Raw genomic sequence first — 23,890 nt, forward strand, 5'->3', positions numbered from 1 at the left:
CCGGCAGCGGCGGAACCAAACGCTGTGTACCCTGATCCAACCTCGGCCCGCAGCGACCTGCGGGCCGGCGAAGGATGAACGGGCGAAGGACTTTGCCGGTTGACGTGGTGACCGAAACGGTCTGGCCCAAGGCAAAACATGAAACAGTTGGTCAAGGTTTTATCGGCGATCGCCATGGCAGCCAGTCTGCTGGGTTGCATCGCCGCCCCTATCGAAATGACGCCACAGACGGAACAACGTCTGCGCACCCAACCGCCCATCCGCTTTCTGCTGACCTTCGATGACGGTCCCAGCGCCTCGAGTTTCTGGAACCCGACGGAAACCGTGCTCGATAGCCTGGCGCGCAATCCGTTGCAACCGGACATCAAGGCCGTGTTCTTTGTGCAGACCCGCGCTTCACGGGCTGGCGGCAGTGACATCGGGCGCGCGGTCATGCACCTCGAGCGCGATGCCGGGCACATTCTGGGCTTTCACACCGCCACGCCTTCGCACACCAACCATCGTTCCCTCGACCCGCAAACGCTGGAACAGGCGCTGACCGATGGCAGCGCCGACATCGCCGCGATCACCGGCGCCCCCCCGACGCTGGTGCGTCCGCCATTCTGGAACTACGACAAACGCACCTTCGCCGCTTATCAGCAGCACGGCATGCATGTGTTGCTCACCGATTTGAGTGCCAATGACGGCAAGATCTGGGGCTTTAACGCCAGCCCCCGCCGGCGCGCCCACTTCCTGCGCTCGATGTCCGAAGTACGCGAGCGCATCGCCCGTGGCGAGTTGCCGGTGGTGGACGGGGTGATTCCGGTGGTGGTGACGTTTCACGATCTCAATCGCTACACCGCGCGGCACACCCGCGAGTACCTGCAAATCCTGCTCGACAGCGCCCAGGCAACGGGGGTGAGCACCGCAGAACAGCCGTTCTACGACGACACCGCCGCACTGCAGCGGGCGGCGATGGCGCGTACCGTGCGCGACAGTTCGCAGCCGGTTGAGTTGCCCGGTTTCTGGAACTGGATCTGGGGCGCGAACGCCCATTGAAGAAGTGCTCGAAATTGAGAGGCAGCTAACATTTTTTGCTGGCGCAGGATTGGCAAAGTGCATCTATCCTGAGTGGGATCCAATCCGATCAATCGCCGTACGAGGCAGCGGCCATGGTTCCCATTTCAGTCCTTTGCAACATTGTCGAGTCCGGTTTTGTGCCGTTGGCCTGCGAGTGCACAGAGAGCGGCGGCCTGCTGCGTATCGAGATCTACGAACCCGCAAGCAGGCGAGTGGAGTTGTTGATCAGCGGTGTCTCGACCGAACACCTGACCAGCGTGCGTGCCATTTCCGATTTCATTGGCGAGTTGCGCACCGAGATGAAGGCCGGGCGCCGGGCGTTTGCCGGTTAACGCCGATCGAGGGCCGCAGGTCCTCATGAGCCTTGCGGCAGCAGCTCATCAATCATTCGCAGACAGTGGTTCAACCCCGGCGACACATCGCCCACCCGTCGGCTGAGAATGATCGGCGAGGTCGCGTTGTCTTCCAGTAACGGGGTGAAACCGATGTCGTCGCGGTGCACCAGTTGCACAGAAGCCGGCACCAGCGTGACACCGATTCCGGCCCCCACCAGTCCGATCGCCGTTTGCAGTTCGTTGGTCCATTGCGCCACATGGATCCTCACGCCACAGGATTCGAAGAGTGCAATCACGTGGTCGGCGTAGCTTGGCCGTGGATTGCCGGGGTACAGCACGAAGGGTTCTTTTGCCAGGTCGCGCAGGCTGATGGGACCGGCGAGCAAAGGGTGGCCGGCGGGCAGGGCGGCGACCAGGCGATCTTCGGTGAGGACGGTCTGGATGATCGCCGGATCGTCGATGCGTATTCGACCGAAGCCGATGTCGATACGCCCGGCCTTCAGTGCCTGCACCTGTTGCAGGGTGGTCATCTCGGACAGCCCGAGCTCCAGCTCCAGGGGTTCACCGCTGCGCAAGCGGCGAATCAGTTCCGGCAACACGCCATAGAGCGTCGACGGCGCAAAACCGATGCCCAGCCAGGTCTTTTCCCCCAGGCCGATCCGCCGGGTGTTGTCGCAGACCTTGTTCAGTTGTTCCAGCAGCGCGGTGGAGTGCTCCTGGAAAAACCGCCCGGCGTCGGTCAGCTTCAGCGGTCGCCCGCGTTCCAGCAGCATTACGCCGAGTTCGTCTTCCAGCTGCTGGATCTGCCGGCTCAGGGGCGGTTGGGCGATGTGCAGCAATTCGGCGGCGCGGGTGAAGTTGAGGGTTTGGGCCAAGACCTGAAAGTAACGCAGGTGACGCAGTTCCATGGAGCCTCCAGTCGCCGATCGGTTGTATACCTTTAAGGTATCAAGTCAGACCAATTCTATATTGGCTTCACGAAAAAAGCCGTACGAGAATCGATCCCAGAACTTCAAGAACCTGACGGGTATCGAAATGCTTGCAACAGCCATTGAGTCGATCGAGACGATCATCGTCGATTTGCCGACCATCCGCCCGCACAAGCTGGCGATGCACACGATGCAGAACCAGACCCTGGTGATCATTCGGGTACGTTGCGCCGATGGCATCGAAGGCATCGGCGAATCCACCACCATCGGTGGTCTGGCCTATGGCAACGAAAGCCCGGACAGCATCAAGACCAACATCGACACGCATTTCGCGCCACTGTTGATCGGTCAGGACAGCGGCAACGTCAATGCCGCGATGTTGCGCCTGGAGCGCAGCATCCGTGGCAACACCTTCGCCAAATCCGGGATCGAAACCGCGTTGCTCGACGTCCAGGGCAAGCGCCTCGGCCTGCCGGTCAGCGAACTGCTCGGCGGTCGCGTGCGTGACGCCCTGCCGGTGGCCTGGACCCTGGCCAGTGGCGACACCGGGAAAGACATCGCCGAAGCGGAAAAAATGCTCGACCTGCGCCGCCATCGCATCTTCAAACTGAAAATCGGTGCCGGTGAAGTCAACCGCGACCTGGCTCACGTGATCGCGATCAAGAAAGCCTTGGGCGACCGCGCCAGCGTGCGGGTCGATGTCAACCAGGCCTGGGACGAAGCGGTCGCGGTGCGTGCCTGCCGGATTCTCGGCACCAACGGCATTGACCTGATCGAACAGCCGATTTCGCGCAACAACCGCGCCGGGATGGTACGCCTGAACGCCATGAGCCCGGCGCCGATCATGGCGGACGAATCCATCGAGTGTGTGGAAGACGCGTTCAACCTGGCGCGTGAAGGCGCGGCTTCGGTGTTCGCCCTGAAGATTGCCAAGAACGGTGGCCCGCGCGCGGTGCTGCGTACCGCCTCCATCGCCGAAGCAGCGGGTATTGGCCTGTACGGTGGCACCATGCTCGAAGGTGGCCTCGGCACGATGGCGTCGGCCCATGCCTTTATTACCTTGAACAAACTGGCGTGGGACACCGAACTGTTCGGCCCGCTGCTGCTGACCGAAGACATCCTCAGCGAACCGCTGGTTTATCGCGATTTCGAGCTGCATGTACCGAAAACCCCGGGGCTGGGCCTGAGCCTGGATGAAGAACGCCTGGCGTTTTTCCGCCGCGACAAAACATCCACTGCCATTCATCAAGCCTGAGGAGAGCATTATGCTGTTCCACGTAAAAATGACCGTGAACCTGCCGGTCGATATGAATCCGGAAGCAGCCGCCAGACTGAAAGCTGACGAGAAAGCCCTGGCCCAACGCCTGCAAGAGCAAGGCAAGTGGCGCCACCTGTGGCGAATCGCCGGGCACTACGCGAACTACAGCGTGTTCGATGTCGACAGCGTTCAGGAACTGCACGACCTGCTCATGCAATTGCCGTTGTTCCCGTACATGGCCATCGAGATCGATGCGATGTGCCGCCATCCTTCTTCCATCCGTGACGATGACCGCTGAAGTTCGCCCGTTCAGCTCGCAACGCCAATAATTACAAGATGAGGAACCCACCAAAATGAACATCAAGATTTCCCATACTGCCGAAGTCCAGAAATTTCTCGAAGAGGCCAGCGGCCTGTTCAACGATGCTGGCAACCCGCGCGTCAAGGCCCTGATGTACCGCATCCTGCGTGATTCGGTGAACATCATCGAAGACTTGGCCGTGACCCCGGAAGAGTTCTGGAAAGCCGTCAACTACCTCAACGTACTGGGCGCGCGCCAAGAGGCGGGGCTGGTGGTGGCCGGGCTTGGCCTGGAGCATTACCTCGACCTGCTGATGGATGCCGAAGACGAACAGGCCGGCAAATCCGGCGGCACGCCGCGCACCATCGAAGGCCCGTTGTACGTGGCTGGCGCACCGCTGTCGCAAGGCGAAGCGCGCCTCGATGATGGCGTCGATCCCGGTGTGACGCTGTTCATGCAAGGTCGCGTGTTCAACACCGATGGCGAACCGCTGGCCGGCGCCGTGGTGGACGTGTGGCACGCCAACACCGGCGGCACCTACTCGTACTTCGATACCACGCAATCGGAATTCAACCTGCGTCGCCGTATCGTCACTGATGCCGAAGGCCGCTACCGTTTCCGCAGCATCGTGCCGTCGGGCTACGGCTGCCCACCGGACGGTCCGACCCAGCAACTGCTCGACCAACTGGGCCGTCACGGTCAGCGCCCGGCGCACATCCACTTCTTCATTTCCGCGCCGGACCATCGTCACCTGACCACGCAAATCAACCTCGATGGCGATCAATACCTGCATGACGATTTCGCCTACGCCACCCGCGACGAGTTGATCGCCAAAATCACCTTCAGTGATGATCAGGCGCGTGCAGCGGCCCACGGTGTCAGCGGTCGGTTTGCGGAAATCGAGTTCGACTTCACGCTGCAATCGTCGGCCCAGCCTGAAGAGCAGCAGCGCCACGAGCGGGTCCGCGCTCTGGAGGACTGATCACAAAACCCCTTGTAGGAGCAGCCGGTCGACGCTCGACTGCTCGCGATGGACTCGAGAACACCGCGTTTAGTCAGTAAACACGCGTTATCGTTAACGACCATCGCGAGCGGGCTCGCTCCTACAGGTGTTTCGGTTCTAGAATGAAATGATGCAACCCATAATAACAATCAGAGTGACCCGATGATGCAAGCGCAACTGTTGAGTCAGCGCAGCAGAGTGTTCGACCACGCCGACCCCCATGCGGTGTCTGGCTATGTCAATCAGCATGTCGGTAACCATTGTATTCTCATGCCCCGGACAGGCCGGCCGCTGGCCAGTCTCGACCATCGCAAATTCGCCAGCCTCGATCTGTGTCGCATCAGCTACGGTGGCAGCGTGCGGGTGACCTCGGGTGCGCTGGAGGATATCTACCACCTGCAAGTGTTGCTCCGCGGCAACTGCCTGTGGCGCGGGCACGGCCAGGAACATTACTTCGCCCCCGGCGAATTGCTGCTGATCAACCCCGACGATCCGGTCGATCTGACGTACTCGGCCGATTGCGAAAAATTCATTCTGAAAGTCCCCACCCGGTTGTTCGAGTCGGTCTGCGATGAGCAGCGCTGGCGTTATCCGGGGCAGGGCGTGCGGTTTCTGGAGAGCCGTTACCAGCTCAATGAGCTGGAAGGTTTCGTCAGCTTGCTGGCGATGATTTGCCAGGAGGCCGAGGCCACCGAGCAGATTCCCAGGGTGCAGGAGCACTACGCACAGATCATCGTCAGCAAGATGCTCAGCCTGATGAAGACCAATATCAGTCGCGAGTGCCTCGGTTCGCCGACGGCCACCTTCGAAGTGATCGCCGATTACATCGCGCGCAACCTCAAGCAGGACATCGACAGCGAAGAACTGGCGCGGCAGGCCAGCATGAGCCTGCGTTCGTTGTATGGCCTGTTTGAACGCAATGCCGGGCTCACACCGAAAAACTACATCCGCCAGAAACGCCTGGAACGCATCAATGCCTGTCTGAGTGACCCGACCTGCAACGTGCGCAACGTCACCGAAGTGGCGATGGATTACGGTTTCCTGCACCTGGGGCGATTCTCCGACAGCTACCGCAAGCAGTTCGGCGAGTTGCCGTCCGACACCCTCAAGCGCCGCCACTGAAACCTTCAGGCTTGATGTTGTCTGGTCTGGCCCCATCGCGAGCAAGCTCGCTCCCACAGTGATTTCGGTTGGACGCAAAACTTGTGTTCAGCCACTAAACCTGTGGGAGCGGGCTTGCCCGCGAAGAGGCCCGTACATTCACCATCGATGGCGCACGACACAACGCCAGTCCCCTGCACAAAACGGATACAGGTCTGCACCCCGCGGATAGTCCGTCATATCCCCCCGCCCTAGCATGACCCTGCCTGAACAATAACAACGGAGGCGGCGGCCATGACCCTGCGACCTGAATATATTCACTCCCTGCTTGAAGACGACCCTGCCCAAGGCCTGTATCGCTGCAAGCGCGAGATGTTCACCGACCCGCGCCTGTTCGATCTGGAGATGCAGCACATCTTCGAAGGCAACTGGCTGTACCTGGCCCACGAAAGCCAGATTCCCAATATCAACGATTTCTACACCACCACCATGGGGCGCCAGTCGATCTTCATCGCGCGCAACAAGGATGGTGTGCTCAACGCCTTCATCAACGCCTGCAGTCATCGCGGCGCGACCCTGTGCCGGCACAAGTCCGGCAACAAGAGCTCCTATACCTGCCCGTTCCACGGCTGGACGTTCAACAACTCCGGCAAGCTGCTCAAGGTCAAGGACCCGGCCAACGCCGGCTACCCGGCGAGCTTCAACTGCGAAGGCTCCCACGACCTGACCAAAGTCGCGCGTTTCGAGTCCTATCGCGGTTTCCTGTTCGGCAGCCTCAAGGCCGATGTGGTGCCGTTGGTGGAGCACCTGGGCGAGTCGGCGAAGATCATCGACATGATCGTCGACCAGTCCGCCGATGGCCTGGAAGTGCTGCGCGGTTCCTCCAGCTACATCTATGAAGGCAACTGGAAACTCACCGCCGAAAACGGTGCCGACGGTTACCACGTCAGCTCCGTGCACTGGAACTACGCCGCCACCCAGAACCAGCGCAAGCAGCGCGAGGCGGGCGACACTAACCCGACCATGAGCGCCGGCAGCTGGGCCAAGCAGGGCGGTGGTTTCTATTCCTTCGACAAGGGTCACATGCTGCTCTGGACCCGCTGGGCCAACCCCGAAGACCGCCCGCTGTACGAGCGTCGCGACGAGCTCGCCCAAGACTTCGGCAAGGCTCGCGCCGACTGGATGATCGAGAACTCGCGCAACCTGTGCCTGTACCCGAATGTGTACCTGATGGACCAGTTCAGTTCGCAGATCCGTATTGCCCGGCCGATCTCGGTCAACCGCACCGAGATCACCATTTACTGCATCGCCCCTAAAGGTGAGAGCGACGACGCTCGTTCGAAGCGGATTCGTCAGTACGAGGATTTCTTCAACGTCAGTGGCATGGCCACACCGGATGACCTGGAGGAGTTCCGTTCCTGCCAGACCAGCTATCAGGGCAGCGTCACGACGTGGAACGACATGTCCCGCGGCGCCGAGCACTGGATCGAGGGCGCCGACGAGGCGGCCAGGGAAATCGACCTGCATCCGCTGCTCAGCGGTGTGCGCACCGAAGACGAAGGCCTGTTCGTGCTGCAACACAAGTATTGGCAGGAGACCATGCTCAAGGCCCTGGCGGCCGAACAGTCCGAGTTGATTGCCGTGGAGACCGTGCAATGACCATCACCTATGACAGCGTGCGCGATTTTCTCTACCGCGAAGCGCGTTACCTCGACGACCGGCAATGGGATGAGTGGCTGGAGATGTATGCGCCGGACGCCACATTCTGGATGCCGTCGTGGGACGACAACGACGAGTTGACCGAAGACCCGCAGCGGGAAATCTCGCTGATCTGGTACGGCAACCGCACCGGCCTGGAAGACCGCGTCTTCCGCATCAAGACCGAGCGTTCCAGCGCGAGCATTCCGGACACCCGCACCTCGCACAACATCAGCAACATCGAGTTGCTCGAACAGGCCGACGGACTGTGCAAGGTGCGCTTCAACTGGCACACCCTGAGCTTTCGCTACAAGACCGTCGACAGCTATTTCGGCAGCAGTTTCTACACCCTTGATGTGCGCGGTGAAAACCCGCTGATCAAGGCCAAGAAAGTGATCCTGAAGAACGACTACGTTCGTCAGGTCATCGATGTCTATCACCTGTGAGGCGGCCGTCATGACCCATTCCATTGCGTTCAACTTTGAAGACGGCGTCACTCGGTTCATCGACGCCAATGCCGGCGAAACCGTGGCCGATGCCGCATACCGTCAGGGCATCAACATTCCGCTGGACTGCCGCGACGGTGCCTGCGGTACCTGCAAGTGCTTTGCCGAGGCCGGTCGCTACGACCTGGGCGAGGAGTACATCGAAGACGCCCTCAGCGCCGATGAAGCCGAGCAGGGCTTTGTCCTCACCTGCCAGATGCGCGCCCAGAGCGATTGCGTGGTGCGGGTGCCGGTATCGTCGGACGTCTGCCGCACCCGGCAAGCCAGCTACGACGCCACCATCAGCGCCGTGCGCCAGTTGTCCGACAGCACCATCGCGCTGTCGATCAAGGGCGAGGCGTTGAACAAACTGGCGTTCCTGCCGGGGCAATATGTGAACCTCGGCATTCCCGGCAGCGGTCAGACCCGCGCCTATTCATTCAGCTCGTTGCAGCGTGATGGCGAAGTCAGTTTCCTGATTCGCAACGTGCCTGGCGGCCTGATGAGCAGCTTCCTCACCGGCATGGCCAAGGCCGGCGACAGCATGAGCCTGGCCGGTCCCCTGGGCAGTTTTTACCTGCGCGACATCCGTCGGCCGTTGTTGTTACTGGCCGGCGGCACCGGGTTGGCGCCGTTCACTGCAATGCTGGAGAAAATCGCCGAGCAGGGCAGTGAGTATCCGCTGCACTTGATCTACGGCGTGACCCACGATTTCGACCTGGTGGAACTCGATCGCCTGGAAGCCTTCGCCGCGCGCATCCCGAACTTCAGCTACAGCGCCTGCGTGGCCAGCCCCGACAGCCGGCACCCGCTCAAGGGCTATGTGACCCAGCATATCGAGCCGAAGCATTTGAACGATGGCGACGTCGATGTCTACCTGTGCGGCCCGCCGCCGATGGTGGAAGCGGTCAGCAAGTACATCGGCGAGCAGGGCATCAAGCCGGCGAACTTCTACTACGAAAAATTCGCCGCCAGCGCGGCGTAAGTTGCGCACAAATCCCGTGCACGACACAGAACCAATGTGGGAGCGAGCCTGCTCGCGATGACGGCAGAACATTGGACATCGATGTCGCCTGTGAGCCGGCTATCGTGAGCAGGCTCGCTCCCACAGGTCTGTGTTTCGTCCGGTACTTCTTCATTGACCTGCATCCATAGTCATGGGGTACACATGAACAGATTTCACGAAAAAGTCGCGCTGATCACCGGCGCAGCCCAGGGCATCGGGCGCCGGGTTGCCGAACGTATGGCCGCCGAAGGCGCCAAGTTGATCCTGGTCGATCGCTCCGACCTGGTGTTCGAGGTGCAGAAGGCGTTGGCGCCGACCTGTCAGGTCCTGGCCCTGACGGCCGACCTTGAGCAATACGATGAATGCAACCGGGTGATGCACACCGCCGTCGAGCGCTTTGGTCGGCTCGACGTATTGATCAACAACGTTGGCGGCACGATCTGGGCCAAGCCGTTCGAGCACTACGAGGCCGCGCAGATCGAGGCCGAAGTCCGCCGCTCGCTGTTTCCGACACTGTGGTGCTGCCATGCGGCGTTGCCGTTCATGCTGGAGCAGGGCAGCGGGGCGATCGTCAACGTGTCGTCCATTGCCACCCGTAGCGTCAACCGCGTGCCGTATGGCGCGGCGAAAGGCGGGGTGAATGCGCTGACGGCGTGCCTGGCGTTCGAAACCGCCGGGCGCGGCGTGCGAGTCAATGCCACCGCGCCGGGCGGCACCGAAGCGCCACCACGAGTCATTCCGCGCAACAGTGCCGAGCAGAGTGCACAAGAGAAAATCTGGTACCAGCAGATCGTCGATCAAACCCTCGACAGCAGTTTGATGAAGCGCTATGGCACGCTGGATGAGCAGGCCGGGGCGATTCTGTTTCTGGCCAGCGACGAAGCGTCCTATATCACCGGCATGGTCATGCCCGTGGGCGGTGGCGATCAGGGCTGACGCACAGGCCGTTACAGGCGACGCTGAAACGCTTTGATGATGCGCAGCGTGGCGTCGCTGGTGCTCAGGTTTTTTACGGTATCCAGCGGGAACCAGATGAAGTCGACAATTTCATTTTGCGCCCGGACCTCATGCAGATTCACCACGGATGCTTCGTAGACGTGGTGTCGGGTGTCGCCTGTTTCCAATTCCATCAGGTACAGCATCTCGTCGGCGTAAAGGCCGGTTTCTTCCTGCAGTTCGCGTATGGCGGCGTCAGCCCTGGTTTCGCCGGGCTCGACTTTTCCACCGGGCAGCGCCCAGCGACACCTCAGCTTACGCACGAGGAGAATGTGCCGGTCCTGCTCGCAAATGACGGTTGCGCGTACTTTCATGTGTGACCTGATCGCCTGCTGTCATGAAACTGTAACAAAAATGCAATATTCACGCCGCATGCCGTTTTGCCTGTGGCTGTGGCTGTGTTGTTCGATGTGAGTCATGCCTGAAAGTGCCATCGAATCGGCCGTGGTGATACGACGTCTGGTCGGCATTCGGACAAAGGGTGGGTGTAAGGTAGGCACGTCAACGTGGACATCACTGCCAAAACGGAGGTGACTATGAGTCTTTCGATGTTGAACAAGATGCATATGAACGGCTATGACGTAATTAGCGTGAACAACGGCCCGTGGCGGGTATGCACCAAAGGTGATCGTCTTGCCTCATTTGGCAGCCGCGAAGAAGCACTGGCGTTCGCAGCGTCGCTTCCTGGCTACAAGGCACGGTCGAGCAAGCAGGCGCGCAGCCAGTAAACCCGTTGATTGCATGTAAAGCCCCGGCATGCCGTCCGGCATGCCGGGGCTTTTTGACGTTGGCGCAGTGGTCAGTAGCCTCCGCCACCGGAGTGCGAAGGCTCCCTGGCTTTTTGTTGTGCGTGGCTCCATTCGGCGCAAGTCATGAAACTGGTGTGGTCCACCTTCCCCCGGCTGTCGAAACTGACGTTGTACGGCTGTTTTTTGCCGGATTGGGTCAACGTGTAATCGAAGCAGGTGCCGGGCTCGACGGTGCGGTCCGTTATCGATAGCGGTGGGCCGCCGATCTGCTGGACCTGCTCCTTGCTCATGCCGGTTTCGACCTTGGCCACCAACGGCTGCCCCCGGAACGCCCCAGACTCGGTATTACAGCCACTCAATGCCGTCAGCACCATGACCCGCGAGCACAGAAGCCTGTTCATGGCGGCGCTCCGTTCAGTTAGGTTTGGTGGTTCGACTGATGGCCCGGGCTTTGACTTCTTCGGCGTAACCCGCCAATCGTCCTTCATTGCTCTGAAAAACTTCGCACAGCCGCAGGGCGGCCTGTGCGTCTACGTCATTGCCGGCCTGGCGCAACTGCTCGGCGATGCGTAACAGTTCCACGGCGGACCACCTCAAATCCGACGCAACACTCTGCAAATCACGGCGAAGTTCTTGTTCCGACTCGTTAAGCCACATGATGACCTCCTGAATGTCTGCGCTACGAAATTTTAGACCCATTTCCCAACCAGGCGTTGTGTTCGTCTGATCCCGTGCGGCTTCCTTTGGTCGGGAAGATTGCGCGAACCCGTAAATCCGCTGTCGTATTGGAGTATCGATTTCCTGGGCGGGGGCAATGCAAATGACAACGACCGATGACTTCCGGGCGCATGCTCATGAGCTGATCGTGGAGCTGGATGCGGCCACCAGCGAAATGATGAAACTCATTTCCGAGCACCGGCTCAGTGGGCCGGAATGGGAGCGGGTGACGCAATGGCAGCACGAGGCCTATGAGCGGTGGATGTCTTATCTCAACACACGCTCCTACCCCGGCCCCGGCGATAATACGGTCGGCCACTGAGTGGCCGGACTCACCAATGCCGTCGTGAGAAATGGATGTCAGGGCGACGACACGCTACATTTCACGTTTTCAGGAATTAAGGGCGCTTTATGCAGAGCCGGATGTTGATGGGCGGAGTTGGATTGGCGTTATTGGCGGGGTGTTCATTGCCGACGTCCCTGGTCCCAGGTGAACCGAACGTCAGCAAGTACAGTGAAAAAACACCAAAAGAACTGGCGGCGTGCGTGTTGCCCGAGTGGCAGAAGGAGGTATCCCACACCACTCAGATCTCGATTTCCAACGGCTACAGGATTACCGCGCCGAGTATCGTCACTGCCGATGAAGTGCTGGACATCGTGAAGTACAAGGATGGCAGCCGCGTATCGCTTTATCAGGGGCCACCCTGGGCCAAATCAGGCGCGCTGCGCAAGGGCGTGCGCGACTGTCTGTAGGGTTCAATCGGACAGTTCAGTGACCTGGATGAGCTGATCGTCACCTGTCTGGGCACTGGCGGTGCCTTTCCTTTCCCGACGATCATTCATCCAGGTGTCCACCTGCGCGTTGAACTCAGCCGGAGCCTTGCGACCGACCTTTCGGGCGATGTCCAGAATGGTCTGCTGGGCGAGGGCGTCTTCCATGCGTTTTTGCGCCGTCATCATTGCGCCATGCACTGAATCCTCGGTGTGCAACCGACGCCGTACAGCCAGCCGAAATACGTGACTTGCCTGGACCTCGGCGCCTGGGGGGCGGTTTACACAGAGGGTTGGGATCGTCAGGTCAAACTGGTCAGGCAGGAAGGCGAATCGCTTAAAACCCGGATCAACACGGTGTGGATCTATCCGCCCGCCGCTGATCGCGCCGGTGCATGGGCGGCAGCAGATCCACTGATCCCGATTGCATGAGTGCGGTTTTGAATAGTTAAGGTGGTTTCTCCCTTATCCATAAAAATTATCAGGATATTTAATGGCTTAGAAATTTTAGTAACTGAATGGTTAAGTAAAATATCTTGTTACACGGAGAAATATTCCGTAATATCCGCGCCGCGTTCACCACCACGGTTTATGCATTTTTAAATCCCAGGCGTCCATCAGCTGCCTGGGATTTTTTTTGCCTGAAATTCAGCGCGAAATGATCCCGTGATCGATCGCGTATTTGACCAGTGCCGCGGGTTTGTCGATGTTGAGCTTGCGGCGGATGCTCAGGCGATGGGTTTCCACCGTGCGCACGCTGATGTCCAGCTCTCGTGCCATTTCCTTGTTGTTCAGGCCCTGGGCCATTTTGTACAGCACCTGGCTTTCACGGGGGGTCAGCTCATTGTCAGTGTTTTTATCGGCGATGAGCCGCTGGGCGATTTCGGCGCTGTAGAAGGTGCCACCGCTGGTGATGGCCTCGATGGCGGCGATGATCTCCCGTGACGGTGCGTTTTTCAGCACATAGCCGCTGGCACCGGAACGCACCGACTCACTCACGTACTCATAGTTATCGTACATGCTCAGCACCAGCACCTTGAGCGCCGGGTACTGGCTGCGCAGGACGCGGGTCAGTTCAAGGCCGTTCATGTCCCGCAGGCTGATATCGACCAGCAACAGGTCCGGCTGACAGCGCCCGACCATCTCGATGGCCTCGGCGCCGGTCTCGGCTTCACCCACCACTTCCAGGGGAGCCATCACGCCCAGCAGTGCCTTGATCCCGTCACGGACCAGGGAGTGATCGTCAACCAGGGCGACGCGGATCGGGGAGGGCAGGGTCATCGTAGGCATTCACTCTTGGTGTTCTTGGGCGCGGTCAGCGTTGGCTGCCCGAGGGTTTCATGGGTAGCAGAACATCCAGCGAGCTTCTTCCCGGCATCGAGATCAACTCGAAACGCCCGCCAAAATGTTCGACACGTTCGCGGATATTACGCAAGCCAATGCCGGCGTGACGACGCTCGACCTGCGCGACGTTGAAACCGACACCGTCATCGACCACCGTCAGGCGCACGTTTTCTTCCGAACCGTGCAAGGTAATGGAGACGTTTTTGGCCTGAGCGTGGCGTTCGATGTTGGTCAGGCCTTCCTGGACGATACGAAACAGCGAAACGGCGGCGCCGTCGACCAACTGGCAGTCGAACTCGTTGTCGTTGTACGTCACCGTCAGCCCGCTGCGTTGCTCGAATTCGGCGGCCAGTTGGCCGATGGCGGCCGGCAGGCCCAGGGTGTCGAGCAAGGACGAGCGCAGGTCGTGGGAGAGGCTGCGCACTTCGCCAATCGCTTGGCCCAGGCGTTCGGTGGCGTCTCTTAGAATGCCCAGGCCTTTGTCCTGTCCGTTCTCCAGAACATGGCTGGCCAGTTCGAACTGAAACTTGATCGAGACCAGCACCTGACTGATGCCATCGTGCAGTTCGCGGGAAACCCGTGATCGTTCTTCTTCCTGCAGGCTGACAATGCGCTGGGTCAGGCGCTGCAGTTTTTTGTCGGCCAGACGATGCTCGCTGACATTCAGGGTCATGCCGGTGGCGAAGACGAACAGCACCGCCACCAGTGCGACCACGGCAATCGCCATCATCGTCTTGCGAATGCCTTGGGCGACTTCGGCACGGGCCTGCTGGGTAGCGCGTTCCACGTCTTCAAGGTAGATGCCGGTGCCGAGCATCCAGCCCCAACGGTCGAGCATCACTACATAGGCGAGCTTGTCGGTCACCTGGCCGGAGGAGGGTTTGTTCCAGGCGTAGCGTTGAAAGCCTTCGCCCGATTGCGCGCTTTTGAGCAGCGCCTGAATCACCGGCAAACCGTGAGGGTCTTTCATGTCCCACAGGTATTGGCCCACCAGGTCCGATTGCCGCGCATGCATCAGGCTGCGGCCCTCGTGGTCATAAACGAAGAAGTAACCGTTGATGCCGAAGCTCAGCTTGCGCAGTTCTTCGAGCACTTGTTGCTGGGCGCGCGCGTCACCGTGGCCGTCGTCATACAGCGGCGCGATCAGGCTCTGCGCCATTTCCACGTAGTTTTTCAGTTCGGCACGCTTGCTCGCCAGAATGCTGTCTTCGATCAGCTGTGCCTGTTGATCGCCCAATTGGCGATTGAGGGAAATCACCAGCGCACAGATGACGGCGATGGCCAGTACCAGCGGCAGAATCCCGAGCGCGACGATTTTGTGTTTGAGCTGCATCTTGACTCCTGGCCAGGCCGGGGGAGGGCGGAGGCTGGGCATCATATGTCAAAGAATGGGTGGGTCTGTAGCGCGGCTGGACGGAATGACCGACGGGAAGCAGAACCTGTGGGTGACCGACATCCTGTGGGAGCGAGCCTGCTCGCGATTGCGGTGCCTCAGTCAAGACGTTTGCCGGCTGACACACCGTAATCGCGAGCAGGCTCGCTCCCACGGGGCTCATCGGGGCTATCTACGTAGAACTACGTAGATGGCGCGTACGTAGTAACGCGGATTTATTTGTGGACGACTTACGGGGATATTTGGCCAGCTCCGCATTGCGGACACAATTATAAAAATTACCGCCGCAGTCCACTGGCTGTCGGCAGGAGACCTTCTATGCCCCGTCTGGCTAAACACCTTGCCTGGTTTGCCGTGGCCGTCCTGGGAGCGATTGCGCTGAGTGTCGTGGCCTTGCGCCGCGGCGAAGCGATCAACGCCCTGTGGATCGTGGTTGCAGCAGTCGCTATCTATCTGGTTGCTTATCGCTATTACAGCCTGTTCATCGCCAATAAAGTGATGCAGCTCGACCCCAATCGAGCCACTCCCGCTGTGCTCAACAACGATGGTCTGGACTACGTACCGACCAACAAGCACGTGCTCTTCGGTCACCACTTCGCGGCCATCGCCGGTGCGGGTCCGCTGGTCGGTCCGGTGCTGGCGGCGCAAATGGGCTACCTGCCCGGCACGCTGTGGCTGATCGCCGGTGTGGTACTGGCCGGTGCGGTGCAGGACTTCATGGTCCTGTTCATGTCCACCCGCCGCAACGGCCGCTCCCTGGGCGACATGGTCCGTGAAGAAATGGGCCGCATTCCCGGCACCATCGCGCTGTTTGGCTGCTTCCTGATCATGATCATCATCCTCGCGGTGCTGGCGCTGATCGTGGTCAAGGCCCTGGCGGACAGCCCGTGGGGCATGTTCACGGTGATGGCGACCATCCCGATCGCGATGTTCATGGGCATCTACATGCGCTACATCCGCCCGGGCCGCATCGGTGAAATCTCGGTGATCGGCGTGGTGCTGTTGCTGGGTTCGATCTGGCTGGGCGGGCAGATTGCCGCCGATCCGGTGTGGGCCAAAGCCTTTACCTTCACTGGCATCCAGATTACCTGGATGCTGATCGGCTACGGCTTCGTCGCTGCGGTGCTGCCGGTGTGGCTGATCCTGGCACCGCGCGATTACCTGTCGACCTTCCTGAAAATCGGCACCATCGTGGCCCTGGCCATCGGCATCCTGGTGACCATGCCCGAGCTGAAAATGCCGGCACTGACCCAATTCATCGACGGCACCGGCCCGGTGTGGAAGGGCGGTCTGTTCCCGTTCCTGTTCATCACCATCGCCTGTGGCGCGGTGTCCGGTTTCCACGCGTTGATCGCTTCCGGCACCACACCGAAACTGCTCGCCAGCGAAGGCCATGCCCGTTACATCGGTTACGGTGGCATGTTGATGGAATCCTTCGTCGCCATCATGGCCATGGTCGCGGCTTCGGTGATCGATCCGGGCGTGTATTTCGCCATGAACAGTCCGGCCGCCGTGGTGGGCGCCGATGCCGTGAGCGTCGCGCAAACCGTCAGCAGCTGGGGCTTCACCATTACACCGGACGCCCTGCAAGCGGTCGCCAGGGACATCGGTGAAACGACGATCCTGGCCCGTGCCGGTGGTGCGCCGACCCTGGCGGTCGGTATCGCGCAGATCCTGCACCACGTGCTGCCGGGTGAAAACACCATGGCGTTCTGGTACCACTTCGCGATCCTGTTCGAAGCGCTGTTCATCCTGACGGCGGTCGACGCCGGTACCCGTGCCGGTCGCTTCATGCTCCAGGACTTGCTCGGTTCCTTCGTGCCGGCGCTGCGCCGCACGGAATCCTGGACTGCCAACCTGATCGCGACCGCCGGTTGCGTGGCGATGTGGGGTTACCTGCTGTATCAAGGCGTGATCGATCCGCTGGGTGGCATCAATACCCTGTGGCCGCTGTTCGGCATCTCCAACCAGATGCTGGCCGGTATCGCGCTGATGCTCGGCACCGTCGTGCTGATCAAGATGAAACGCCAGCGTTATGTCTGGGTGACCTTGTTGCCTGCCGTGTGGTTGCTGATCTGCACCACCACCGCCGGCTTCATCAAACTGTTCGACGCCAACCCGGCGATCGGCTTCCTGGCCCTGGCCAAGAAGTACAGCGATGCGCTGGCCAACGGCCAGGTGCTGGCTCCGGCCAAGGACATCACGCAGATGCAGCACGTGATCTTCAACGCCTACACCAACGCAACACTGACCGCGCTGTTCCTGTTCGTGGTGTTCAGCATCCTGTTCTTTGCGCTCAAGGTCGGTGTCGCGGCCTGGGGCACCAAGGAGCGTACGGATAAAGAAGCGCCATTCCAGGCACTGCCGGAGGCGTAAGCGAGGATTGCACCATGTTCAATGACCTGAGTCGCCTCGGTAAATACCTCGGGCAGGCCGCGCGCCTGATGGTCGGCATGCCCGACTACGACAACTACGTCGAGCACATGCAACGCAAGCACCCGGACCAACCGGTGATGGACTACGAGGCGTTCTTCCGCGAACGCCAGGAAGCCCGTTACGGCAGCAAGGCTGGACCGAAGTGTTGTTGAGCAAATGAATAACCGGCCGGTCAGGCCGGATGAATGAGAAGGTCAGCCCGACCAGAAAGCCCTGCAGGTTCACGCGTGCAGGGCTTTTTTCGTTTCGCCCGGCAGGCATTGGCGCGCCGGTTGACCTTGAGCTGATCCGCCTTTTTCCGCCACGCCTGATGCTTCCCGGCGCAATCGGCTGGCCTCTACAGTCAAGAGCGCTACGTTACGGGAGATCAGGTCATGTACAGCTCACTGCAAATACCGGGCAGCGCTCGGCAGTTTCACGATCGGATCTATGCCGGCGACATCATTCGTATAGCCGAGTTGCCCGCCATGACGGCACTGGTGGCATTGACCCGTGAATGGCTGGAAGACGCGCTGCATCCCTGGGCGCCGCCAGAGATTCACCGTTATCTGAGCCATGATGAACAAACGCTGCGTTTTGCCCAATGCCAGAACGCCTTTGCCCGCTCTAAAGAGGTTCGCGAGCATTGGCGGGCCGTGGTGGAAAGCCTGGGCCTGGCCGCCGATGCCCTGGCCTGTGACCGCCTGCACCTGCGTTTTCAACCTCACCGAGAACCCCGGCAATCGATGCCGCGCGCCCGCACCACCGCCACCATCGCCTTCCACCGCGATACCTGGGGCTCGAATCTCTATGCGCAAACCAACTGGTGGGCGCCGATCTATCCGATCACGACGGGGCGGACCTTTGCCTTGTATCCGCACCTGTGGCAGCAAGCGCTGCGCAATTGCAGTGCGGATTTCGATATGCGCGCGATCCTTGAGCGCTCCCATCGCGACGGTCGTAATGCGGTGGATGCCGACGAGGCCATCCCGCATCTGCTGGAAGCCATCGACCCGCAGCAGGGGGTGGCCGTGGATATCGCCCCGGGGAGCCTGATTGCTTTTTCCGGGGCGCATGCCCATGCCGGCGTCGGCAACAGCACCGGATTGACGCGTATTTCGTTCGAAACCCGCTCCGTTCTGATCGACGACGTGCTGGCCGGGTTGGGCGCGCCGAACATTGACGGTCACGCGCCGTGGCGGACGCCCGGGTTGTTTCGCCGAATGAGCGATACCCGGCGCCTGAACGAAATCCTTGGTTGCGGGTTCATGGAACCCTATCGACGGCCGCAAAACCGCTAGTTATGGATAGCCGTTTGTCGGGCGTAACGGTATGCTCCACCGCACGCTGCGAATGCCCAAGACAAATAACCACAGTGATGCCATGAGCCAATCAGAATCGCGTGCGAATGTTTTAGCGCTGTATCCGGAGGACACCCGCGAGGCGGCGGCTTTGCTCAAGCGAGCCGTGCCTCTGATGGTCCGCCACAACATTGCGCCCAATCCTGTGCATTACGCGCTCTGGTACACCTACAGCAAGGGCCAGGACCCGGAGCTCAATCGTCACCTGGACCGGGTGCTCAGAGACTTCGACTACTTTCCGCCAGAATCCGCCACCAAACTGTTTCGCGAGCACATCATCCGTGACGAACTGGACGATGTCCGCGCGGACCAGCATCAGGTCATCAGTCTGGTGGATGGCATGGAGCGGGATGTCTCGCGCAGCGTAAAGGGCAATCTGACTTTTCAGAGCCGTCTCGGCCAGTGCATGGAGATGCTCGATGAGCCGGTCAGCGCTCGTCTGCCGGACATCTTGAGCGAGCTGCAGCAGAGCACCCGGCTGATGCAGAGCCAGCAGGAACACTTCCTTGCCCAGTTGCAATCAGCGCAAAGCGAAATCAAAACCCTGCGGGACAAGCTCGAGCGTGCGCAACGGGCCGCCACGCTGGATGGCCTGACCGAGCTGCTCAATCGGTCTGCGTTCACCCGCCAGCTGGAGCAGGCGCTGGTCAAAGCGTCGCAAAACGTGGCGCTGGTCATGCTGGATATCGATCATTTCAAGCAGTTCAACGATCAGTACGGTCATCCGCTGGGCGATCGGGTGCTTCAGCATGTGGGGCAGGTACTGCGCGACGCACTGCCAGCCAACGCTTTCGCGGCGCGCTACGGCGGCGAGGAATTTTGTGTGGTGCTCGAACAATGCGCCGATCTCGCCGTGGCCAACGCCTTCGCCGAACAACTTCGGTTGAAAGTCCAGTCGCTGCGGATCAAGGCGCGGGGTACCGACACCGTGCTGGACACGGTCACCGCGTCCTTTGGTGTCGCCTTCACTGAACCCGGCGACAACCTGGAAAGCTTGCTGACCCGTGCTGATGACGCGTTGTACCAGGCCAAGCGCAATGGCCGGAACCAGGTGCATGCCATGGAAAAAGACCCGGCAACCGCCTGAATGCCGGGCCTTCTTTGACGCCTACTGACCGTCCACGCTGCGTGGCACTGCATGGGCGTTGATGTCTCGCAGTGCCTCCGGTAGCAGTGCATCGGGAAAGCCCTGATACGACACCGGACGCAGGAACCGCTCAATCGACGTCATGCCCACCGAGGTGAAGCGGCTGTCCGACGATGCCGGAAACGGCCCCCCGTGGATGGTGGCGAAGGACACCTCCTGTGGGTGGGCAAACGCATTGACGACAATGCGACCGGTGCGACGCTCCAGTATCGGCAGCAAGCGCCGGGCCAGTTCGATGTCCGTTTGCTCAAGGTGCATGGCCGCGCTGAGCTGACCGCGAAGCGAGCGGGCGACGGCGAGCATTTGCGCCGCGTCCCTGACCTTCACCAACAACGCCGCCGGCCCGAACACTTCGTGCGCCAGCGCCGTCTCGCTGAGAAAATGCGCGCCATCGACTTCCAGCAACGCAGAGTGGCCATCCAGATCCCCATGGGCGGGTGCCCCCTCGACCACCAGCCGGGCGCCGGCGCGTTGCAGGTCGTCGAGGCCGTGGATGTAAGACCCATGAATGCCCGGCGTCAGCATCGGACGCGCAGCTGCCTGGGCCACGCGCTGGGCCATCGCGGCGCGCAACGCGTCAAATCCGCTGCCTTCGATGGCGATCAGGATCGCCGGTTTGAGGCAGGCCTGACCGACATTGACCAGCATGCGTTCGGCGAAACCATCTCCGATCTGCGAACCACGCCCGGCCAGCGCGTGGGGCAGTATGAATGTGGGGTTGACGCTGGTCATCTCGGTAAACACCGGAATCGGTTCCGGGCGCTGTTGCGCACGACGGTACAGCGCCATGCCACCTTGTTCCGAGCCGGTGAAGGTCACCGCCTTGATCAACGGATGGTCGACCAGGGCTTCGCCAATCGCGTTGCCACTGCCGCGCACCATGGAGAACACACCCTCAGGCAGTCCGCAGTCCTGCACCGCCTGGCGGATGGCCCTGGCCTGAATTTCCGAGGCGCCCGGGTGGGCGTTGTGGGCCTTGACGATGACTGTTGCGCCAGAGGCCAATGCCGAAGCGGTGTCGCCACCGGCCACCGAGTAGCTGATGGGGAAGTTGCTCGCGCCAAAAATCGCCACCGGGCCGATGGCGATTTTCTGCAGCCGATGGTCCATGCGCGGACGGGGTTGGCGATCAGGTTGCGCCGGGTCGATGGCCACTTGCAGGAAGCGGCCTTTGCGCACGACTTCGGCGAACTGGCGGAACTGGGTGGCGGCTCTTGCGACTTCACCCTGCAGTTGCGCCTCGGGCAAACCGGTCTCCAGCGCTGCCCGTGCCGCCAGCTCTTTGCTGGCCGCGTCGAGATTGTCGGCGATGCGTTCGAGGAAGGCCGAACGCTCGGCAAGCGAAGTATGGCTGTAGGCGTCAAACGCCTCGTCGGCGAGGGTTGCGGCCCTGTCGACCTGCTCGACGCCGCCGAGGGCGAAATTCGGCTCGATGAGCTGGTTGGTCGCGGGGTTCAGCGCCTTCATGGTCCCTTCGGTGGCAGGGATTTCATGGGCGCCGATCAGCAGGTTTCCGGTCAGTTTCATCTTGTGCACCTTACTGCGCCAGCGTGGCGATGAGTTCGCCCGTCGTCACGATGGCGTGGGCGAACGTCGGGCCGTTGAGTTCATGGGCGGCGTGCATCATTTCCGGCTTGAATGCCGCAGTGGCATCTCGCACCAGGGTGACGTGGTAGCCGAGTTCCTGAGCGTAACGGGCGGTGGCCTCAATGCAGGTATTGGCCAGCAGGCCGACGATGATCACGTGGGTGACACCCATTTGCTTCAAGCGGAAATCGAGGTCGGTGTTGGCGAAACCGCTCGATCCCCAGTGTTCGGAAACAACGATGTCACCGTCCTTTGGCGCGAAATCCGGGTGCCATTCACCGCCCCATTCGCCGCGTGCGAAGTGGTGCATGTGCTGGATCTTGCACTGGGAGGGGCTCGGGTGATCCCAGTTTTCGTAGTCGCCTTTTTCCCAGCGCCGGTGCGGTACGATGACCACCGGAATGTCGAGGGAACGGACGGTACGATCGAGGGCGCGCAGGTTGTCGAGCAGGCCGACTTGCTCGGCGATCGGCTTGATCAACGGGAAGACTTTGCCGCCCTCGGACAGAAAATCGTTGTAGGGGTCGACCAGCAGGTAAGCGGTCCGGCCAAGCGGGTAGGCAACGTTCGACATGACAAATTCTCCAGGGAAGGGTTGATCGGTGCCACGGGCTTGCCTCGGCATGTTGTAGATATGATAATCATAGTAAGTATGAAAGAGGCAAGACCGTATGGCGATAAAAAAGAGTAGTCCTGAAACCCTGTGCCCGATTTCCCGGGCCGAATCGGTCGTCGGAGATCGCTGGACCGTGCTGGTGCTCAGGGAATTGTTCATGCGCAGTCATCGCTTCGATGAGATCCAGGCGCAGACAGGCGGCACTCCCCAGATGGTCGCCGCACGCCTGAAAAGCCTGGAAGCCGACGGGCTGGTCGAACGTCAGGCCTACAGCGAACGACCGCTGCGTCATGAGTACCACCTCACTGAAAAGGGGCAGGCCTTTTACTCCGTGATTCTTGCCTTGCGTGCCTGGGGGGAAACCTGGTGCAAATCGCAAGAGGAGGGCCTGGCGGTCCGATACACCCACCAGACCTGCGGGCAACCCGCCGGGCTCGGGCCGCTTTGCGAACATTGTGGCCAGCTGTTGCGCCGTGAAGAATTGATCAGTGAGCCGAGTGCCGCTTATGCCCTGGAGCGACAGGCGCGGCGTGATGCGTTCAAGGGCAGTCGTGCCGCGGAGCCCTCAACGAAAGTCGATAAGCCTGACTGAGCCTGGCCACTACGGGTGACTATTCGTTCAGGTAATAGTGACCATCACCGATCTCAAGTTTTGTTGTTTGCCAAAAACAAGGAAAATCGCGCACATCCAAATGCTTCCCAGGAATTTGCGCGATGAATATGTTGACCCGGCAAGCGCTCGTCGCATGCTTGCTGTTGTCGGGCTGTGCCTCGGCTCCGAACGCCCCGACGCTGACGTTGCAGACCAGGAAAGCTCCTGCGGATTACGCACACTGCGTATTACCGAAACTGCAGCACGACTCGCTGCAAGCCACCGTATCGGAGACCCAGCGCAGCTACCGGATCGTCGTGTCCAGCAAAGTCGCCGCGGACGATGTGCTTGAGGCCTACAAGGACAAGGCATCGAATGGCGGCAAGGTGTTTTTGTACGAGCGTGCGCTGCTGGCTTCGACTTTCGGTCCTTCCCCACTCGAACGCGCCGCGCAGGAGTGCCTTTAAGCAGCGCGCCGGTCGTTCCGTTTCCATGACATCTGCGCGCTCGTGCGAGCGCGCCTGATGGACCTGAATTGATGCCATGGGTATTGCCTTAAAAGTTCGCGGGCGTTGAGCGGATCAACGAATGCGACCTGTCCGCACTGTAAGCGACAAGGCCACGAACTTTACCCACCTTTCTTCGGTCGACCCATCACCTGCCAGATCAGCGCGCTCGAGCGTGAGGGCCATGACCGATCGGGCACAACTATAAAAAGGTGATCGTGATGAGTTGTCTTATTTGTGCCGGCGTCGCACAGCGAATTCAGTGTCACGGCCCCTGGGAAGAGAGAGATTGCCCGGAGTGCGGCCGCTATCGCGTGTCCGATGAGCTCATCCTGACGCTGATGGAGCAGGGCCAGATTTTTGATGTCGGCAAAACCAGGGGCTGGCTTGATAGCCGGCGTGTGGACGGTGCTGTGCCTTCCATCGAGATCCATGAAGCACTGCTGGTGCCTTGATGGGGGCAGGGGACAGATCCCTGGTGCCTGTCCCCCGGCGCGACTGCGTCACAGTCACCTGGCTTG

The 23,890-nt window shown here is 60.6% G+C and carries 28 protein-coding genes and 2 pseudogenes; 21 read left to right on the forward strand and 9 right to left on the reverse strand.

Annotated features, from left to right (window positions below; translation table 11 throughout):
* Positions 1-138 precede the first annotated feature (138 nt).
* Together ACX3YF_RS21820 and ACX3YF_RS21825 are read left to right on the forward strand one after the other, a co-directional pair.
* Positions 139-1,038: a polysaccharide deacetylase family protein gene (locus tag ACX3YF_RS21820; RefSeq protein WP_458974235.1), complete on the forward strand. Its 900-nt coding sequence runs from the start codon at positions 139-141 to the stop codon at positions 1,036-1,038.
* Positions 1,039-1,151: 113 nt separating this feature from the next.
* On the forward strand, positions 1,152-1,391 hold the full coding sequence (locus tag ACX3YF_RS21825; protein WP_130205348.1) for a DUF1652 domain-containing protein: 240 nt from the start codon (positions 1,152-1,154) through the stop codon (positions 1,389-1,391).
* A 23-nt stretch (positions 1,392-1,414) separates the two neighbouring features.
* On the opposite strand, the gene ACX3YF_RS21830 is transcribed toward ACX3YF_RS21825, so the two are convergent.
* Positions 1,415-2,302, reverse strand: coding sequence for a LysR family transcriptional regulator (locus ACX3YF_RS21830; RefSeq protein WP_130205346.1), 888 nt, complete (start codon positions 2,300-2,302; stop codon positions 1,415-1,417).
* Positions 2,303-2,429: 127 nt separating this feature from the next.
* Between ACX3YF_RS21830 and ACX3YF_RS21835 the strand changes: the two genes are divergently transcribed.
* The 8 genes from ACX3YF_RS21835 to ACX3YF_RS21870 all read left to right on the forward strand — a co-directional run bounded on the left by ACX3YF_RS21835 (position 2,430) and on the right by ACX3YF_RS21870 (position 10,111).
* Positions 2,430-3,578: a muconate cycloisomerase family protein gene (locus ACX3YF_RS21835; RefSeq protein ID WP_189340315.1), complete on the forward strand. Its 1,149-nt coding sequence runs from the start codon at positions 2,430-2,432 to the stop codon at positions 3,576-3,578.
* A 10-nt stretch (positions 3,579-3,588) separates the two neighbouring features.
* Positions 3,589-3,879 (forward strand): muconolactone Delta-isomerase, encoded by a 291-nt coding sequence (gene catC, locus ACX3YF_RS21840; protein ID WP_007978984.1) that lies wholly within the window; start codon positions 3,589-3,591, stop codon positions 3,877-3,879.
* A gap of 55 nt (positions 3,880-3,934) precedes the next feature.
* A complete protein-coding gene (catA, locus tag ACX3YF_RS21845) occupies positions 3,935-4,864 on the forward strand; it encodes a catechol 1,2-dioxygenase (RefSeq protein WP_130205344.1) in 930 nt (309 codons plus the stop codon).
* A 183-nt stretch (positions 4,865-5,047) separates the two neighbouring features.
* The gene (locus ACX3YF_RS21850; RefSeq protein ID WP_277933872.1) at positions 5,048-6,007 is read left to right on the forward strand and encodes an AraC family transcriptional regulator; all 960 of its coding nucleotides are present in this window, start codon (positions 5,048-5,050) and stop codon (positions 6,005-6,007) included.
* A gap of 273 nt (positions 6,008-6,280) precedes the next feature.
* Positions 6,281-7,645, forward strand: coding sequence for a benzoate 1,2-dioxygenase large subunit (gene benA, locus ACX3YF_RS21855; RefSeq protein WP_458974236.1), 1,365 nt, complete (start codon positions 6,281-6,283; stop codon positions 7,643-7,645).
* Positions 7,642-8,130, forward strand: a complete 489-nt coding sequence (benB, locus tag ACX3YF_RS21860) for a benzoate 1,2-dioxygenase small subunit (protein WP_047529940.1) — start codon at positions 7,642-7,644, stop codon at positions 8,128-8,130. Before benA ends, benB begins: the two co-directional genes overlap by 4 nt.
* A 10-nt stretch (positions 8,131-8,140) precedes the next feature.
* Positions 8,141-9,154, forward strand: a complete 1,014-nt coding sequence (benC, locus tag ACX3YF_RS21865; protein WP_196585857.1) for a benzoate 1,2-dioxygenase electron transfer component BenC — start codon at positions 8,141-8,143, stop codon at positions 9,152-9,154.
* A 183-nt stretch (positions 9,155-9,337) separates the two neighbouring features.
* Entirely contained in the window at positions 9,338-10,111 is a 774-nt protein-coding gene (locus tag ACX3YF_RS21870; RefSeq protein ID WP_130205334.1) for a 1,6-dihydroxycyclohexa-2,4-diene-1-carboxylate dehydrogenase, read from the forward strand.
* Positions 10,112-10,122: 11 nt separating this feature from the next.
* On the opposite strand, the gene ACX3YF_RS21875 is transcribed toward ACX3YF_RS21870, so the two are convergent.
* Entirely contained in the window at positions 10,123-10,485 is a 363-nt protein-coding gene (locus ACX3YF_RS21875; protein WP_130205332.1) for an NUDIX hydrolase, read from the reverse strand.
* Between the two features lie 222 nt (positions 10,486-10,707).
* Between ACX3YF_RS21875 and ACX3YF_RS21880 the strand changes: the two genes are divergently transcribed.
* Positions 10,708-10,899 (forward strand): DUF2188 domain-containing protein, encoded by a 192-nt coding sequence (locus tag ACX3YF_RS21880; RefSeq protein WP_130205330.1) that lies wholly within the window; start codon positions 10,708-10,710, stop codon positions 10,897-10,899.
* A 71-nt stretch (positions 10,900-10,970) separates the two neighbouring features.
* Here ACX3YF_RS21880 and osmE read toward each other — a convergent pair whose 3' ends face one another.
* Both osmE and ACX3YF_RS21890 read right to left on the reverse strand, forming a co-directional pair.
* Entirely contained in the window at positions 10,971-11,321 is a 351-nt protein-coding gene (gene osmE / locus ACX3YF_RS21885) for an osmotically-inducible lipoprotein OsmE (protein ID WP_458974237.1), read from the reverse strand.
* Positions 11,322-11,334: 13 nt separating this feature from the next.
* Positions 11,335-11,577: a hypothetical protein gene (locus ACX3YF_RS21890; protein WP_448646805.1), complete on the reverse strand. Its 243-nt coding sequence runs from the start codon at positions 11,575-11,577 to the stop codon at positions 11,335-11,337.
* Positions 11,578-11,740: 163 nt separating this feature from the next.
* Between ACX3YF_RS21890 and ACX3YF_RS21895 the strand changes: the two genes are divergently transcribed.
* Together ACX3YF_RS21895 and ACX3YF_RS21900 are read left to right on the forward strand one after the other, a co-directional pair.
* Complete coding sequence (locus ACX3YF_RS21895; RefSeq protein ID WP_288101412.1) at positions 11,741-11,959, forward strand: hypothetical protein; 219 nt, start codon at positions 11,741-11,743, stop codon at positions 11,957-11,959.
* A gap of 89 nt (positions 11,960-12,048) precedes the next feature.
* Complete coding sequence (locus ACX3YF_RS21900; RefSeq protein ID WP_130205322.1) at positions 12,049-12,390, forward strand: hypothetical protein; 342 nt, start codon at positions 12,049-12,051, stop codon at positions 12,388-12,390.
* A gap of 3 nt (positions 12,391-12,393) precedes the next feature.
* On the opposite strand, the pseudogene ACX3YF_RS21905 reads toward ACX3YF_RS21900, so the two are convergent.
* Positions 12,394-12,612: pseudogene (locus ACX3YF_RS21905) on the reverse strand (RrF2 family transcriptional regulator); the annotation flags it as partial.
* On the opposite strand from ACX3YF_RS21905, the pseudogene ACX3YF_RS21910 reads away from it, so the two are divergent.
* A pseudogene (locus ACX3YF_RS21910) lies at positions 12,613-12,840 on the forward strand (NAD(P)/FAD-dependent oxidoreductase); the annotation flags it as partial. It lies immediately after the preceding pseudogene.
* Positions 12,841-13,056: 216 nt separating this feature from the next.
* On the opposite strand, the gene ACX3YF_RS21915 reads toward ACX3YF_RS21910, so the two are convergent.
* Together ACX3YF_RS21915 and ACX3YF_RS21920 are read right to left on the reverse strand one after the other, a co-directional pair.
* Positions 13,057-13,689, reverse strand: coding sequence for a response regulator (locus ACX3YF_RS21915; protein WP_130205320.1), 633 nt, complete (start codon positions 13,687-13,689; stop codon positions 13,057-13,059).
* Between the two features lie 34 nt (positions 13,690-13,723).
* Positions 13,724-15,085: a cache domain-containing protein gene (locus tag ACX3YF_RS21920; RefSeq protein ID WP_130205318.1), complete on the reverse strand. Its 1,362-nt coding sequence runs from the start codon at positions 15,083-15,085 to the stop codon at positions 13,724-13,726.
* Between the two features lie 378 nt (positions 15,086-15,463).
* On the opposite strand from ACX3YF_RS21920, the gene ACX3YF_RS21925 reads away from it, so the two are divergent.
* The 4 genes from ACX3YF_RS21925 (at position 15,464) to ACX3YF_RS21940 (ending at position 20,008) form a co-directional block, all read left to right on the forward strand.
* Entirely contained in the window at positions 15,464-17,521 is a 2,058-nt protein-coding gene (locus tag ACX3YF_RS21925) for a carbon starvation CstA family protein (RefSeq protein WP_130205316.1), read from the forward strand.
* Positions 17,522-17,535: 14 nt separating this feature from the next.
* A complete protein-coding gene (locus tag ACX3YF_RS21930) occupies positions 17,536-17,733 on the forward strand; it encodes a YbdD/YjiX family protein (RefSeq protein WP_103404773.1) in 198 nt (65 codons plus the stop codon).
* Between the two features lie 222 nt (positions 17,734-17,955).
* Positions 17,956-18,861 carry a hypothetical protein gene (locus ACX3YF_RS21935; RefSeq protein ID WP_458974238.1) on the forward strand — a complete coding sequence of 302 codons (906 nt, stop codon included), beginning with the start codon at positions 17,956-17,958 and terminating at the stop codon, positions 18,859-18,861.
* Positions 18,862-18,943: 82 nt separating this feature from the next.
* Positions 18,944-20,008 carry a GGDEF domain-containing protein gene (locus ACX3YF_RS21940; RefSeq protein WP_204149438.1) on the forward strand — a complete coding sequence of 355 codons (1,065 nt, stop codon included), beginning with the start codon at positions 18,944-18,946 and terminating at the stop codon, positions 20,006-20,008.
* A 21-nt stretch (positions 20,009-20,029) separates the two neighbouring features.
* On the opposite strand, the gene ACX3YF_RS21945 is transcribed toward ACX3YF_RS21940, so the two are convergent.
* Positions 20,030-21,595, reverse strand: a complete 1,566-nt coding sequence (locus ACX3YF_RS21945) for an aldehyde dehydrogenase (NADP(+)) (RefSeq protein ID WP_458974239.1) — start codon at positions 21,593-21,595, stop codon at positions 20,030-20,032.
* A gap of 10 nt (positions 21,596-21,605) precedes the next feature.
* Positions 21,606-22,229 (reverse strand): cysteine hydrolase family protein, encoded by a 624-nt coding sequence (locus ACX3YF_RS21950; RefSeq protein ID WP_458974240.1) that lies wholly within the window; start codon positions 22,227-22,229, stop codon positions 21,606-21,608.
* A 97-nt stretch (positions 22,230-22,326) separates the two neighbouring features.
* On the opposite strand from ACX3YF_RS21950, the gene ACX3YF_RS21955 reads away from it, so the two are divergent.
* The 3 genes from ACX3YF_RS21955 to ACX3YF_RS21965 all read left to right on the forward strand — a co-directional run bounded on the left by ACX3YF_RS21955 (position 22,327) and on the right by ACX3YF_RS21965 (position 23,824).
* Positions 22,327-22,863, forward strand: a complete 537-nt coding sequence (locus ACX3YF_RS21955) for a winged helix-turn-helix transcriptional regulator (RefSeq protein WP_288101404.1) — start codon at positions 22,327-22,329, stop codon at positions 22,861-22,863.
* Between the two features lie 122 nt (positions 22,864-22,985).
* The gene (locus tag ACX3YF_RS21960; RefSeq protein ID WP_103404778.1) at positions 22,986-23,330 is read left to right on the forward strand and encodes a hypothetical protein; all 345 of its coding nucleotides are present in this window, start codon (positions 22,986-22,988) and stop codon (positions 23,328-23,330) included.
* A gap of 260 nt (positions 23,331-23,590) precedes the next feature.
* Entirely contained in the window at positions 23,591-23,824 is a 234-nt protein-coding gene (locus ACX3YF_RS21965; protein WP_103404779.1) for a hypothetical protein, read from the forward strand.
* Positions 23,825-23,890: the final 66 nt, after the last annotated feature.

The organism is Pseudomonas fluorescens group sp. PF-69, assembly GCF_054481235.1.

Coding starts and splice junctions, on each gene's coding strand:
- ACX3YF_RS21820 (WP_458974235.1), top strand. CDS start 139: ATGAAACAGTTGGTCAAGGTTTTATCGGCGATCGCCATGGCAGCCAGT.
- ACX3YF_RS21825 (WP_130205348.1), top strand. CDS start 1,152: ATGGTTCCCATTTCAGTCCTTTGCAACATTGTCGAGTCCGGTTTTGTG.
- ACX3YF_RS21830 (WP_130205346.1), bottom strand. CDS start 2,302: ATGGAACTGCGTCACCTGCGTTACTTTCAGGTCTTGGCCCAAACCCTC.
- ACX3YF_RS21835 (WP_189340315.1), top strand. CDS start 2,430: ATGCTTGCAACAGCCATTGAGTCGATCGAGACGATCATCGTCGATTTG.
- catC (WP_007978984.1), top strand. CDS start 3,589: ATGCTGTTCCACGTAAAAATGACCGTGAACCTGCCGGTCGATATGAAT.
- catA (WP_130205344.1), top strand. CDS start 3,935: ATGAACATCAAGATTTCCCATACTGCCGAAGTCCAGAAATTTCTCGAA.
- ACX3YF_RS21850 (WP_277933872.1), top strand. CDS start 5,048: ATGATGCAAGCGCAACTGTTGAGTCAGCGCAGCAGAGTGTTCGACCAC.
- benA (WP_458974236.1), top strand. CDS start 6,281: ATGACCCTGCGACCTGAATATATTCACTCCCTGCTTGAAGACGACCCT.
- benB (WP_047529940.1), top strand. CDS start 7,642: ATGACCATCACCTATGACAGCGTGCGCGATTTTCTCTACCGCGAAGCG.
- benC (WP_196585857.1), top strand. CDS start 8,141: ATGACCCATTCCATTGCGTTCAACTTTGAAGACGGCGTCACTCGGTTC.
- ACX3YF_RS21870 (WP_130205334.1), top strand. CDS start 9,338: ATGAACAGATTTCACGAAAAAGTCGCGCTGATCACCGGCGCAGCCCAG.
- ACX3YF_RS21875 (WP_130205332.1), bottom strand. CDS start 10,485: ATGAAAGTACGCGCAACCGTCATTTGCGAGCAGGACCGGCACATTCTC.
- ACX3YF_RS21880 (WP_130205330.1), top strand. CDS start 10,708: ATGAGTCTTTCGATGTTGAACAAGATGCATATGAACGGCTATGACGTA.
- osmE (WP_458974237.1), bottom strand. CDS start 11,321: ATGAACAGGCTTCTGTGCTCGCGGGTCATGGTGCTGACGGCATTGAGT.
- ACX3YF_RS21890 (WP_448646805.1), bottom strand. CDS start 11,577: ATGTGGCTTAACGAGTCGGAACAAGAACTTCGCCGTGATTTGCAGAGT.
- ACX3YF_RS21895 (WP_288101412.1), top strand. CDS start 11,741: ATGACAACGACCGATGACTTCCGGGCGCATGCTCATGAGCTGATCGTG.
- ACX3YF_RS21900 (WP_130205322.1), top strand. CDS start 12,049: ATGCAGAGCCGGATGTTGATGGGCGGAGTTGGATTGGCGTTATTGGCG.
- ACX3YF_RS21915 (WP_130205320.1), bottom strand. CDS start 13,689: ATGACCCTGCCCTCCCCGATCCGCGTCGCCCTGGTTGACGATCACTCC.
- ACX3YF_RS21920 (WP_130205318.1), bottom strand. CDS start 15,085: ATGCAGCTCAAACACAAAATCGTCGCGCTCGGGATTCTGCCGCTGGTA.
- ACX3YF_RS21925 (WP_130205316.1), top strand. CDS start 15,464: ATGCCCCGTCTGGCTAAACACCTTGCCTGGTTTGCCGTGGCCGTCCTG.
- ACX3YF_RS21930 (WP_103404773.1), top strand. CDS start 17,536: ATGTTCAATGACCTGAGTCGCCTCGGTAAATACCTCGGGCAGGCCGCG.
- ACX3YF_RS21935 (WP_458974238.1), top strand. CDS start 17,956: ATGTACAGCTCACTGCAAATACCGGGCAGCGCTCGGCAGTTTCACGAT.
- ACX3YF_RS21940 (WP_204149438.1), top strand. CDS start 18,944: ATGAGCCAATCAGAATCGCGTGCGAATGTTTTAGCGCTGTATCCGGAG.
- ACX3YF_RS21945 (WP_458974239.1), bottom strand. CDS start 21,595: ATGAAACTGACCGGAAACCTGCTGATCGGCGCCCATGAAATCCCTGCC.
- ACX3YF_RS21950 (WP_458974240.1), bottom strand. CDS start 22,229: ATGTCGAACGTTGCCTACCCGCTTGGCCGGACCGCTTACCTGCTGGTC.
- ACX3YF_RS21955 (WP_288101404.1), top strand. CDS start 22,327: ATGGCGATAAAAAAGAGTAGTCCTGAAACCCTGTGCCCGATTTCCCGG.
- ACX3YF_RS21960 (WP_103404778.1), top strand. CDS start 22,986: ATGAATATGTTGACCCGGCAAGCGCTCGTCGCATGCTTGCTGTTGTCG.
- ACX3YF_RS21965 (WP_103404779.1), top strand. CDS start 23,591: ATGAGTTGTCTTATTTGTGCCGGCGTCGCACAGCGAATTCAGTGTCAC.